This is a genomic window from Solibacillus ferritrahens (assembly GCF_037027585.1).
Lineage (GTDB): Bacteria > Bacillota > Bacilli > Bacillales_A > Planococcaceae > Solibacillus > Solibacillus ferritrahens.
The window spans coordinates 227,914-242,612 of sequence record NZ_JAXCLE010000003.1 but is presented as its reverse complement, the minus strand read 5'-3'; the positions used below and the strand labels follow the sequence as shown (position 1 = coordinate 242,612).

Genomic DNA, 14,699 nt, shown 5'->3' with positions numbered 1-14,699 from the left:
AAAAATAACATTTTGAAATAGTTTAGGGGATTTATGTTAAAATGTTAATCGATATACAAAAAACAGGTATAATTTTATTTTTTTACCATAAGTCCCTTTTCGAAATTATAAACCCTACATTATTTTTTCTAAAAATTACATTTATTAAAGACTAGGAGGATTTAAAATGTTTGAGAAATTAAAAAAGAAAGAACAAGTAGATGAAATAAAATTGCTTAGTAATGAAGAAATTGAAGACTTAAAAAGTAATGCCGAGGCGATGGATGAAGAAAAAATCAAAAAATTTAGTAAGCATTATTCAGAAGATGGGCTTTGGAATAAGATAAAGAAATACGCTAAAAAAGTTGGTTCAACTGCAATTTATGCGACGCTACTTCTTTATTTTGTTTTACAAAAGGAAGAGGTACCTGCAAAAAATAAAACGATTATAATTGGAGCATTAGGTTACTTTATTTTACCTATAGACTTGATTCCAGATCCAATACCAGGAATAGGCTATACAGATGATATAGGAGTACTACTTATAGCTTTATGGCAAGTAGCAATGTATATTGATGCTGATGTTAAAAATAAAGCCAAAGAAAAACTCAAAGATTGGTTTGGTGAAGATATAGATACCTCAGATGTAGATGATAAATTAGCTTAGATATTATTGTTTAAACTTCAATGGTTTGGGGTTGGTAGTGACTATGCTTTTGATTACCATTGGACAACAGGTCTTGGATATATATATATATATATATATCTTCAAATCAAATGTTATTAGTTCAACCGCTTGGTACTAACCTCAAATAGCTATGTGAGAATATAAACTGTAACTAAAAATGAAGAAATTAATACTATGGTTAGTCTAAATCTTCAATAGTTTACATGTGGGAAAAAACAATTACTTTAAATTTTTTTGTTTGGTTGTAATTTTTATTTTGAATCTAAAGCAAATGCTCAATTGCACTTCTTGATTATACATTGAAGAAATAAGGTAATTAACATCGATACTAAAAAATTTAACTTTAAAAAATAAAGCATAAGCTGTTCAATTGGAAAACTTATGCTTTATGTCACATATAACGCCATTTCTGACGACTATATAGTATGGAGACGGTGGGAATTTGAACTAATTGCGTATAAACCTAGTCATACCAACGTTTCCAAGCACTTTAAATTATTATTAGCCAGATTATAGCCAGACGTGTTAACACCGCACAAAAAATACCCATACAGGGAGACTAGCTTGTTCTTATTGCTAAATGCACAAAGTTAACAAAAATTGTGAAACCTCTACACATCCTGGATTACTAGATTGGTTTGAATAAAATGTTATTTAAGAAACATTTGTGTACTTATATAAGTGAATTTTAGTTCATCCAAAATTATACCCATAGCAATTCTGTTTTGCAAAAAACATATATCGATTTTAATTGTTCAGCGTCTATTTCTATATTTTTTTCAACATATACTTAACTTCGTATCCTAGAGCAAATGTAGTAGCACCAGTAACACTAGCCCCTACAGCTGATACACTAATCCTATTCTCCACAATATGGTTTAAATCTCATAAAAGTTAAGCAGCCTTCTACTTCATTTTATTATTTATTATTATTTCCTCTTCTGTAATCGTAATTTTTGGAGACACAATTTCCCTTTCAGCTAGTAAATTCATTAGTTCTAAATTATTTTCCTCATTAGAGTAAGGGATACGATTTCCTTTTCTTAATCCAATGGAATTAAATGGAGGTTTAAGTTTAGAAAACAATTCAAAAATCTGAGTCCTAGATAAGTTTGCTTTCTCAATATAGGATTTAGTTATTTTTGAAATATTTTCTTGTTTTACAAAACTGCTCACTACTTTCTCACTATTATGAAACTCAAAAATTCTCTCATATCTATGTTTTTTAAGTAACCAATTTCTAAAATCTAAACTTGATTCAAATTTATTATAGTTAAATAAATTAATAATTAGATTATCATCAAAATTTTCCTTCGTAAATAAATCGAAATCTTCCTGAGAGAAAATACAATCATTAAGTTGGGATTCTTGATTTAATGCATATTGTATTGCATACTCTTTCGAGAGATTAAACAATTCATCATATATTTCTTTATCCCAATAATTAGCTTCGTTTATTTGAATTTTAATATCATCACTTGATAAACCGTTCTTAAATAAGGCAATAAAATAAGCTGTATTTGCTTTTTCTGAGTTCCATTTAAAATTTAATATTGTTGATAAAGGTAAATTTCCATTTAGTTCCCTTAAGATATATTCTTCTGAGACTTCAGAACTAACTAGATTAAAATAATTTACCATGTCATCATTTATAAATTCAAATTCCTTAATCAATACATTAACTAACTTTTCTGACCATGGTAATAACCCTTCTGAATTCAAATACACTAAGTCTCCTTGCAATTCCTGTATTCCATCCTTATTGTACAATTCAATTGCATTATATAAATATGATAATGAGATTTGTTTTTCTGTTGAAGAATAAATAAACTTATATACCTCTATAGACCAATAAACGGCATCAATACTTATTAATGCTTCTAACTTTTCAATAATACCAGTTGAGGTATTACTAATCACTGTAGGTTCAATCATAATGTAGAAAGAATTCCCCACTAAATCTAGAAGTATATCCCTATCAATATTTTCACTAATAATCAATTCATTCATTAATCTTAGATAATTATCATCCTCGAGTTTGTAAATATTCTCCTTATCATTTAATAACTCCGTAAGATTTAAAGGATTATTAAAGATTTCATTAAAGTTTATAATGCTATCGCTATCTTCATGGTTTAATATAAAATCTAAATTATTTACGTTAGATTTAAATTTATTTTTACGTACAACTTCATTTACTGAATGCAATTTTGAAAGATCATTTAATTTTTCGGAATATTTTTCCACCAAAATAAATTTAGCTTTATCAGATATTTTTTCATTATTTAAATAATTGGTAAGTACTGTCTCGTCCTCTATATAACTATCTAAAGTATTAATAACATTGTAAATAAAAGTTTCTATATTCTCTTCAATATAAATACCAAAAAGCTCATTTTCAATTGCATTTTTTATATTTATCTCTTGAAGTAAATGTTCCATATTTATCTTATTTATTTCAAATAAATTATGTTTAAGTATATATGAGCAGTTTTCTAAATTTAATGTAGATATATTTTTATATTTCACATTTAAATTATCAGAAAATTTTTGAATGCAATCTTTTGAACAATTTTCATATAAACTTGGTAAATACTGCTCTTCAGTATACTCCTTTAAACTTTCCAGCCCCTCCAAGTCGAATTCATCAGGGATAATAAAATTCCAACTACTGATTATAAAATACAGGTAATTTTGCTTTTGAACACTATCTAATTTATCTTTTGTATGAATCCAAAAATGAATATCGATTCTCTTTAAAAAATTAAATAAATCGCCTATTATTTTATATTCTTGATTTTTGTATGAGTATTCAATAAATCCATAATAATTTTTAATTCCTTCATCATTATTATTAAACATATGCAATATCATTTTATTCAGCTTATATCCATATTTTTCTGAATTTTTTATCATATACTCAAACAAATTATAATTGAATATTGCATTAGAAGATATATCTTCTAATTTGATTCTTTCTATTATTTTTGAAAGATTGGATAAAGTAAAATCAACTTCTAAAATTGTACCGTTTCTAACCGCCTTTAAAAATTTCATATCATTATTTGATAAACTTCCAACATAAAAATAAGATAGGTAATCTTCGTATGATTCGTCTATCCATCCATTACGTATTAAAAAGTAAATTAATTCACTACCACTTTTTAAATTTTCTAGTAATTCACTTTCCAAATCGCCGTTTTTTATTAATTTAGATAATGATTCTCTTTTTATTCTTTGTATTTTCTTTTGCAATTCTTCTTTATCATTCTGTAAATTTTCCGTTTCTGATTTGTAATATATCCCCTTAAATCTCTCCAAAAAGTTACCATCAGCTACAGTAGAAAAAAAATCATTTCCCTTCTTTGTTATAGGTTGATGATTTGATCGATAAAGATGAACGGTAAAATCATTTTTTAATCCCATACAAATTTCAAATAGACCTGTAAAATGAATAATATCAGGATGAAAACTGTTTTTGGCCTCTATAGATTGAATAAATTCTCCAGATGAATTATGAATACTTATTTTATTTAAATACCTTAATTCTTCTTTTTTCTTCAAATTGAATAATATTGCTATGTCCGTTGGATTATACAAATCTGATTGAATACCCAAATTTATTTTATGCTGTATTTCTTGAATATCATTTTCAATTTGATCTATTATTTTACCCCTTATATTTAATATCCCGAACAATTTACCATCATTATTTAAAAGTTTAGAATAATCACCAGGATAAATATTCTTGTAAACTATAAAAGCAAATAATCTATTTAAAGTAATACTATTATTATTTAATGCTTCCTTATAAATTTTATATTCATTACAGATATTAATTAATATCCTCATATCATTAATAAATAAAGCTATATCTTCAATAAAGTCTTTAGTAAGCCCATTTGGCTTTTCTTCACTAATAAATTCATTAGATAATATACTTAGTAATAAACTTTCAGCATTAGAACTATGTGCAACTTTAATAGTTGGAATTATAAAATCAAAAAATTTAGTTCTATTATAAATATCATGTTTGCCATCGTTATTAGTAAACAAATCATCCTTTAACGCATATATAAAAGTAATATTTTGTTTCTCTAATTGTTTTGTCCCGTTTAAGATAATATTTAATCCTTTTAATCTTTCATAAATCCCTATATTTTCAAATCTATCTAAATCTTCAAATACAACATATTGAAATTTAGATTGTTGAAAGAAGTAAATTATCTCATCTAAATATCTATTAAACACAGTGTTGTTATCTTTTGTCACAACTTCAATTGATGTATTTCCAAAACCAAATTTGCTTAGTCCTAATTTTTGGATTATCAATACACATAAATATATTAATAATGTAAACAACACAAAAAGACTGATACCTACTAATGAAACTAAGATCGTTTTATTTATATCTTTCGAGATAAATAACTCCAATCCTTTATTAAGTCCATCTTTAAATAAAATTAGATATCCAATAATACACATAAAAAAAATAAAGGAAATGAGAGAAAGAGCTTTATATTTATTAATCTCATTGATTCTAGTAAATTGGGAAAAAGGGATTTTATCTGGTTCTATCTTGTAAAATAATTGCTGCAATATTTGTTGTTCTAATACATTTTCAATGGGTATATTGTTTACTTCATCTGTAGCATTTTTTATTGACTCTTTATCAAATGTAGCTATTGAGATTTTAACAGTACTCTTTTCCATATTTTTATGTTTAATAAAAGTATCAATTATACTACTTTTACCTGCCCCATAAGCCCCAGTAATTGCTATGTTCTTTATTTCTGGATTATTAATAGCCCATTTAATAGCATCTATATAGGGTTGTTTTTTATTATCTAATTCAGTGTCAGGTATAAGACTTCTAAATTCCAAATCGTCCATTAATATTCACCACTTTAATTATTATATTAATTTTCACTAACGTTGTAATAAATATCACTATTTCTTGGTTATAATTTTGCCGTCATAATATCACATCGGTTATATGACAATTTGATCATAACATATTTTCCATATACAACCAAAATACCTAATCGTATATATCTCTATAATTAAATCTTTTTTCTACTGAATTTTCTGCAAAAACCGCAAAAATAAGGAGAACAAAACGGAATATTACTATAACTTCCTACTTATAGTAAACAAACAATAAAAATGGTGTCTTCATGACAATTTGAAAGGAATTGTGGATATGAACGTAGTAGATGATAAATTGGAATTGCAATCATTTTTGCTAGAGCAAGATGTCTTTTACAGTGGTGTATTAATAAGTACAGACATGAAAAAAATTATTCTATCAACAACATTCGATCTGTTGAACATTTCAAAGGACCACTCTATTGGCAAACAGAAAATACCATCGCTTAGTACATCCTAGGCAATGGTATTTTGCTTTTCAGTGAAGAAATTCCCCTATTTACAAGACAGCCAGCTTCACTAAGCTTTCTAAATAATCCAGCTTGTACTTAGGCGGAATCGTAATCGGATTTATTCCATGCTTATTGAACAGTTTCAGATATTTTCGATAGGTGCTATCTGAATAATGCTTAGTAGGTGTATCTAAGTTTCCTTTAGAAACATACTTTGCGAATTTTTTCATTTCTGTTTTTTCTCTAATTGATAAATTTATTGCAGCAACCATTGTCTCTAACTTAGGATAAGAATAAAAATCACCAGTAGGGAAAATGTTCAAAATGTACTTGTTCATATAGTTGGTGTATTTTTCTTTTTTAAAATAATCCTTCAAAAACCGTAGCTCTCCTTTTTTATATTTTTTGTACTTCAAATGATCTTTTTTAACACACACTTCAAATCTCATCATCCCTCTTTCCCACAACTCCACATATTCTTTTTTATCTCTTCGCTCTTGTTCCTTATCATAAGAGATAGTATGAATGCTTTTACATTGATGATATTGTGAAGTAAAATAAATCTTTTTTTCCAAGTGAGCCTTTTTCTTTTTTAACTTCCTGAATAATTCAAAGTAAATCTTCCTAATATTTTCATCGGAAACCTCAATATCAAATCGATAATCAACTCTACTAAGATTATGATTCTTGAATAACTGCTCATCCCCATAAACGACACTCAATGCTCTTTTAATATAACGTTCAACTTGCTCATAATCCCTTTCTTCTACATTCCCATTATTTAAAATCAAGGGAATATCTATTACCATCTTACAAAATGCATTTAGGTTATTTGAATATTCCACACTACTAACCCCTTTAATCATATGCCTGTGTAAAATTTTGTTTATCGGTTCCTTGCCAAAGTGATCCTTTCTAAAATTTATATGTTCGTAATCTAGTTGTATTGATAACTCTGCTGTATGAATCATATTTTCCCTCCTCTTTTGTAGCAGATGATTGTCTATTTAACGTAGTTATATCAACGGATTGCCGTTTCTTTCTTACGCCAATTCACCCGCATATTTACGTCTCTTAACTGCTCATATTTCAAGTGACTTTTCATTCTACAAAGTTTCGAGAGAAACTATTCCAAAAAAATATGTTTTACATCTAAATTTATTTTCAATGTTATTTAGCTAACATTTTAAAGGAGGAGAACGAAGCCATTGAAGAAGGTTAATGATTAGTGGAAGAAGGTGAGCAATAAAAAAATCCTACACCATATACGATGTAGGATAGAAATCTAATATAGCTTGAGATTAGACTTTTCTGACTGCTATTCTTGGTAAATTAGTATACTTATTTAATCCAAGCTTGGAAATCACATAGGCATAATCTGTTTTAACTTTAAAATATCATATTTATTACTTGTTGCTACCACCTATCAGATTATTTAATCTTTCTAAAAGTAAATCATTTTTTAGTCCTGGTTTTAATGTCGCAATTGTAACCAAATGATCATGATCGGTTTCTAAAGTCGTTTTATTAATTTTCGTTGGGCACAATCCTATTACTTCTTCAACCACATGTTGATTCCTTGTATTTACTTTTATAACCATATTTACATACATTTTAAATTGTTCTACAACTTTACTTTGTTTTGATGCATTGGCAATATTTTTGTTCCATACTCTATTTGCAGGACTATATTTGGAATCTAATATAATTGTTTTCAAAAATTCCTCTTTTTCATATATATCTATACGGAAATCTGGTTTATTTCTGCTTGATCTAATCCAATAAGGTGATTGTTTATTTATTGCTTTTTCCGGTGTTTTTCCAATTTCAGAGTTAAAAATGAATTTTATTAATATATCTCCTCTTTGAAATACTATATATGTGTCATCCGCTATACTCGGAATTGCTATTTCATTGATGTCTTGCGGTGAATCATAAATCCATCCTTCCAATGGTATAAACTTTAATTCTAATAACATTTCAATAATCTTAATGAAGCTCCAATATTCATATAAAACCTCTGAAGATTTCCATGAATAGTCATACAAATCAATAACCTTATTACTTATCTTTCCATTAACTAAATTCCTTATTTGATAAAACACATTATATCCTGGCGTTTTAAAAAATTGTTGAGAGAATGGTACTTTATTAAAAGTTTTAATATCCTTTAAAAATGAAGTATTTAATACTTTTATAAACAATAAATTCAAGTTATTTAAACTGCTTTTAAATTCTCTAATATTAAGTAATTGTTTTTGTCTCATTGCAAGTTTAGTTTCATAGCCAATATTTTCACTTTGTTTATATTTTAGTAGAATAGAAATCTCTTCATTTACAAATCTTTCAATATTTATTAAATCGCGATTTGCAAAATTTATTTTCACCATAAATTCTTTAATAATATTTACCAAGTTAAAATTCACACTATTCGAAATTTGGCTATTCATTGAAAATGTATAAATTTCTCCTTCAGAGGAAGCTACCCTCCCATATAATGAAGAACTATTCTTTAATTGACTTAATTTTTGAGATTTTACATCCATTTTACGATTCTTTGCTATAGGAATTAATTCATATTTCTTTTCTAATTCTGTATAAGGACTATTTAAAATCACATGAAGTGCATTTTTTATTGCACTTTGTTTTTTAACTAAAATAGCTGCTTTATCTATATATGTCGGGTCTATAGTATTAATTTCAGACAGAATATCAAGTGAATTATTTTTTTTAATCCAATCTCTAGCCAAACCTTTTGCATGAGCCTCAATTTCTTTTATCATAATCTCATATTCATTTACGGTTAAGTTATTTGGTTGTATTATAAACTGACTATAATATTTTTGTTCCTCATAATTAACTTGTATTTTATATACTCCTGGGATAAGTGGAAAACCTACATCATTATTAAAATGGCGGTGTATCATAATTTCTTTATTTATCCCCAAATACTCAACTTCATTCTCATCCAATTCTAATGAATCTGTTATTTCGTCAATAAAATTAAAACAGTCCATATATAATCTGGCGTTAGAAGAATTTTTGTTATCTGAAAATCTAACGGATATACTATTATATTCAAATAATTCTACATCATCTACAAAATCTAAATTTTTGTTAGTATCAAATTTTTTAACCTGAAAAACGTCTTTTATATCAGTTTCCGTTCTTCCAAATACAATAAATTCAATTTTGAAAGGCAAATCATCAGTATGTATAACCATACAACTTCAACTCTTTCATCTTTCGTTTTATAGCAGCAATTGTTATTACAAACCTCTGCTCTTCAAAAATTTCTAAAATTGATTCTTTACTTTCAATAATAGTTTCTAACTCTTCAATTGTTCCCCTTATTTTAGGTACTATTTTTTGTGCAATTTGTAAATCAAATGCTTCTTCTCTTTTTAAATCACTTATAAGTGGTAAATTAGACATATAAGAATTTATATGATCCAAAATTCTAAATCCTATGCCTTTAGAAATATCAATTTTAATTAATAGGTTATTTATTTTTGATAGAATCTCTATTTCTTCTTTTAATAATTTAATCTCTTTTTTATAATTTGACCAATTATCAAAATGGTATACATCAACAATTTTTTTATCATTTTTATTTTCTTTAGTTACTTGTTCTATTTGATTTTCATTTAACATAGTAATCCAATTATTAATATGATCTTTAGGAATATTAAATTCAATTAAATTACTTCTATCTAAAACTTTATCCGACAATGTTTGAGTTGTTTCGTCAATATTAATTGTTCCAACAAACAGTACATTGGATGCAATTGGTAACTCATGTGGATATTGTTCTCCATTGAGTACTCTACCAACTAGCTTTTTGCTATATAGAGATATTTTACGCTCTACCCCTTCTAGTTCCAATACACTTAAAAATTGAGAAAAGTAATGTTCAACTTTTGCTAAATTCATTTCGTCAAAACAAACTATATAAAGCTTATCTCTATTATTTTTTGCTTCTATTAAAGTATCCACTAAACCAGACTCAGAAGGTCTATAAATATTATTAATTGTGTCTAAAAATCCTATTAAATCCGAATCATCTTTCCAGTTTGGCTTAACAGGAATCATCTTAAATTGATTTGCATCTTTATTTACTAAACCTAATGATTGAGCATAGTTATATACTAATTGAGATTTACCTGTACCCGAAGCACCACTTAAAATAACAAGTCTTCTAGTTTTTAGGGCTGTATGAAAATTAACTACATGTTTTTTCTCAAAAATTAAATTTTTATATTTTAAATAATTAAAAAGACTTTCTAAAAAATCATTTTCAGAATATAATTCAGCAGTTTCTTCTACTAAGTTTTCTTGGACTTCTTTTAACTTGATTTTGTTATCTAGAGTAACAACTTGACCATGTTTAGCTAAGCCCTCATGTAAAATAACATCGTCAAAAAATTCAAAATCAACATAAATAGCATGAGCCTCTATGATCATCGAATCTTTATACGCTTCAAAATCTAAAGGTATTTTTTTTATTTGATTTTCTGCAGTAACATGCCAGCCGTCATTTAATTTTTCAAAATCATTAAAATCACCATATAGATAATCTCCTGAAACTAAACATGATGAAGTTATTTTATCAAGATAATCATAATTTCCAATTGCCGAAGATTCTAAAAGTCTTTTTTCAAATGAAAACTGATTGTAATCATTAAATATAGGGATTGTGATTAAGCTTCCAATTGCAGTAGAAGAAATATTTTTAGGTCTTTTAATTATTTTCAAAGTATTCTTAGAAATTTTAATATTCTTATCACCATAATTATTTTCATCTATATAAGGCTTAAATATAAACAATTTATCTTTTGCAAATTCTTCAAATAGATTATCCTTAAAATAACTTTGGCTCTCTGATAGTGTCTCCCATTCTGCATTCTTAATATTATTTTCATATCCAGCTACAAATCTATTTATAAATAACTTCTGATATTCTGTAGGTATATCATCTATATTTAAAATATCAATAAAAAATTGAAATTGATTAAATTGAGCAGAAGGCTTCACTGGTGATAAATTTGGATTTAAATCTTTTAATTTTCTTGCATCAGCCAACGCACCCACTAAATATATATTTAACTCCATAAAATAACCCCTTTACTAATAATCTAAACTAACATCCATTTTAAATTCATTTATAAAAAATCATTATAAGCATGTACAATATATCACCTCTTTCATGCGAATTTGCTACACGGTGCACTTACCTCTAAAATCTCCCTTTATTCCAACCACTTAAATTCCGCTGCATTTAATATGACAGTAATTTTTTTCTCAACGCTTCATCACTTGCATAAATATAAAGCCCTTTAATGCCACGCTTCATTAAAATATTGATGGAATTTAAGACGATTTTTTCTTTTGCTTCATTTACTTTGGTAATACCTTCCATACCTGTATAAGCACCTTTGTCCATATACTTACTCGTATCAATAACGATCTCATCTTTAGCAACATCGTATTGTACAGAAGGACCAAGCACAACACCAACGTAATTTAAATCAAAACCTTGAATTGTATAAATAGAGCCAGCTTCATGAATTGTTTCAGGTTTCTCAGCCCAAGTGTATTTCGTACTTGTTGTGTTCCAAGGCATTTTGTATTCGCCATTTGATTCGTTCACATAATATGTGCCACCATCTTTTTTATGTAGATAATCAAATGTTGAAACGACACGGCTTAATCCAAATTGATGATTTTGAGCCTTTATTTTTTCGTGCATAGCTTTCATCGTTTCAAACACTTTAAATTCATAGTTCTCATCATGAGGTAGTGGCAGCACTTGCTTACGTTTAAATGCATTAATCCAATTAATTACCTCATCATTTGCCTGCATACGGAACTGGTTTGATAACTGATATTCCTCCTGGTATGTGCTTAACTTTTTTAGTTGCTCTAATGTAGCCGCTCCCCATAGGCTTTTCAACTTAAGTACTTGATCTTGGTCATAAATAATAACGACTACTTTTGCCAGCTTTAAAAGTTCCTCAAGATGATTGTTTCCATGAAAATTATTATAAGTATCTGGTTTGGTTAACAATAAGTGAGCTTCATCTACAAAAATAATGTCCGCTTTTTTCTGCTCTTTTTGAAGAGTGTTTACTAATGGTGTTGGCTTCGAAAAGTTTTTCCCCTTTAGATGTTTTACCTGTTTCGCGATTCCTTTATAGGTCTTATACATCTCCTCATGGTTTACAACTAAATAGTTTTCTGTCTTGTACAATGGTGAAGATGCTTCTTCAGCTCGTTCTTGTATCGTGTTAAAAATTGAACTTAAAACAACGCTTTTGCCTACACCAGCTTCACCTTCTATCACTAATAGGCTGCCATATTCAGATGTAGTTGCTTGTACTTGTTTTTCACAAAATTCGAGTACTTTTTCTTTTAATTCGAGTTGTTCTAAGGATAATTCTTTGAAAGGTGATAATTTAAAAATGTCTTTGTTTTCAATTGTATGCAGCTCATGATTGACAAGCTTTTGTTCATATAATTTCTGCCATAGTTCTTTAAATAATTGTTTATCGTAGTACGCTTTGTTGTAATAGTTGTGCGTAAAATCACTAGCCGTTTTACTTTTGTTTTGGAGTGTATATTTTTCATCACCAAGGAAGTAATTTATAAGCTTAGTTTCTAAATGAAATGTTGCGGATCTATTAAATTCATCATGCTTGATGAGATTGATTTGATCAATATTTTTACGAGTTTTTAAATGTGCTTTCATTCGATTTTTAAAATATACAGTTTCTCCAATATAAGCCTCTTTGTTGCCGTTCAGCACATAAATAACTGGGTAATTTAAATATTGTTCTTTGTTACTTATTTGATTAATACTATCTTGCTTAAACGGCAAAGATAGGATTTCGATTGCTGTCATTTTTTCACCTACTTATGATTTTTCCCAGTCAACAAGTATTTAAATTTTACATGAAAATGATTCCTATGCAGTGTGTATTAAGTCACTATGATTCCAATTACTACTTTAATAATAACAAAGCAGTAATAGGAATATCTACACAATAAAAAACTTCTGAAATAGTCATAGATGCCCTTTCTGCTTTCATCTGCTCGTTTAGCTTTATTATTAGAATTTGCGGGTACCAGCTCTTTTACATTCATCAATTGTGATTACGGAGAATTAAATTATACCCACAAATAACCAAATCCTCAAAACTGTAACGTACCTATTACTATACAGATGAACAGACTTCAAAAGCACTATTTCCTTTACGTGTAAGCGATTGGTTAGGGGGATATTGCCTAAGTAAAAATGCCACTCAACTCTTGATAATAAAGGATTCTTGATAAAAAATTTTAAATTTTTTTAGGATTTTTTTATCTTTTTTTTTTCGGATTTTAGGCTTTAATTAGGCTAAAATCCTTGGAGGAATCAAATAATAGTTTTTTTAGTCGAGTCCTTCCATAGCTATATAACCCCATTTATACTGGAATAATTATTTAATAGTTTCCCTAGTCATTTTCTTCCAACAATTATCCCTTAATTTTTATAAATGTAACTTGAATACTCAAGAAACCTCTCTGGCTTTTTTGATATAAGTTGTATAAATGTTATATAACTTATATTGTTTTTGGCATAAGTTATATAATTGTTATATAACTTTATTGCATTATTTTACTCTGAATGAGCTTTTTCATTGGAAGAATCTAATTGTAGTTTTTTCGGTCATTCTCTCCCTATTGAATTTTCTTCAAACTTATATAACAGTTGTATATAAGTTATATAATTGTTGTTTAAATGTTATATAACTTATGTCCTTTTTCATATAAATGCGACACTAACATCCGAGAAGCACCCTATGACTTTTTCAATATAAGTTATATATATGTTGTATAAATGTTATTTAACTGTTGTATAACTTATATCATTTTCCATATGAATGCGGCACTAGTATTCGAAAAACACCCTTTGCCTTTTCGATATTGGTTATATAAATGTTAAATAACTATTTGGCAGTATAAAATCAAAACTGTATATCGCAACCCAATATTGAGCCATTTGTTAACGGAGCCAGCATGCCAAAACTAGCTACTTAAATGATCATGTCCATCGAAACAGACTGAAATTTCGGTTGCGGTATGGCTCAAATTTCAATTGTGAAATATACAAAACACTATTAATTAAAAGGAATATAATTTAGCTGGCTTTACAACTGGAATGTCCTATTTGTGTCTAAAATGTGACAACTGTGTACAACAAATTCCTATATGTGTGCACACACTTGTTTCCTCCTTTGAACTAGAGGCAGGTATTGGTGTACATTCATGCGTGTGTAAGCCTACCTGTTATCGTACTACTACAAGCGTGCTTTACGAATTACTTTCGCTCCATGCCCACTTATTCTATTTCGTTTACTAGCACGTACCATGGAATATCAAAACACTATTAATTAAAAAGAAAAAGTCATTTAGACCTCAAATGTATCTGCTGATCTGAATGCTCTTATATCCCCCTATTTGTTTGAATTTATTGGCTTAGAATTTCAATGGCTTTACGGCAGGAATGCCACAATTGCGTCTGAAATATGATAACTGTGTATAACAAATTCCTATATGTGTACATGCACTCGTTTCCCCCTTCGAACTAAAGGCAGGTATAAGTCCATGTG

The 14,699-nt window shown here is 27.8% G+C and carries 7 protein-coding genes; 2 read left to right on the top strand and 5 right to left on the bottom strand.

Going from position 1 to position 14,699, the window contains the following annotated elements:
* Positions 1-259: 259 nt before the first annotated feature.
* On the top strand, positions 260-646 hold the full coding sequence (locus SNE38_RS05175; RefSeq protein WP_336046041.1) for a YkvA family protein: 387 nt from the start codon (positions 260-262) through the stop codon (positions 644-646).
* Positions 647-1,573: 927 nt separating this feature from the next.
* Here the strand turns inward: SNE38_RS05175 and SNE38_RS05170 are convergent.
* Positions 1,574-5,560 (bottom strand): YobI family P-loop NTPase, encoded by a 3,987-nt coding sequence (locus SNE38_RS05170; RefSeq protein WP_336046026.1) that lies wholly within the window; start codon positions 5,558-5,560, stop codon positions 1,574-1,576.
* 310 nt (positions 5,561-5,870) lie between these two features.
* Here SNE38_RS05170 and SNE38_RS05165 point away from each other — a divergent pair, with 310 nt between their 5' ends.
* The gene (locus SNE38_RS05165; protein ID WP_336046025.1) at positions 5,871-6,056 is read left to right on the top strand and encodes a hypothetical protein; all 186 of its coding nucleotides are present in this window, start codon (positions 5,871-5,873) and stop codon (positions 6,054-6,056) included.
* Positions 6,057-6,095: 39 nt separating this feature from the next.
* On the opposite strand, the gene SNE38_RS05160 is transcribed toward SNE38_RS05165, so the two are convergent.
* The 4 genes from SNE38_RS05160 to SNE38_RS05145 all read right to left on the bottom strand — a co-directional run bounded on the left by SNE38_RS05160 (position 6,096) and on the right by SNE38_RS05145 (position 12,949).
* The gene (locus SNE38_RS05160) at positions 6,096-7,019 is read right to left on the bottom strand and encodes a hypothetical protein (RefSeq protein ID WP_336046024.1); all 924 of its coding nucleotides are present in this window, start codon (positions 7,017-7,019) and stop codon (positions 6,096-6,098) included.
* 435 nt (positions 7,020-7,454) lie between these two features.
* The gene (locus SNE38_RS05155; protein WP_336046023.1) at positions 7,455-9,272 is read right to left on the bottom strand and encodes a nuclease domain-containing protein; all 1,818 of its coding nucleotides are present in this window, start codon (positions 9,270-9,272) and stop codon (positions 7,455-7,457) included.
* Positions 9,256-11,160 carry an McrB family protein gene (locus SNE38_RS05150; protein WP_336046022.1) on the bottom strand — a complete coding sequence of 635 codons (1,905 nt, stop codon included), beginning with the start codon at positions 11,158-11,160 and terminating at the stop codon, positions 9,256-9,258. The genes SNE38_RS05155 and SNE38_RS05150 overlap by 17 nt, the downstream gene beginning before the upstream one ends.
* Positions 11,161-11,326: 166 nt before the next feature.
* Entirely contained in the window at positions 11,327-12,949 is a 1,623-nt protein-coding gene (locus SNE38_RS05145; RefSeq protein WP_336046021.1) for a DUF2075 domain-containing protein, read from the bottom strand.
* Positions 12,950-14,699 lie beyond the last annotated feature (1,750 nt).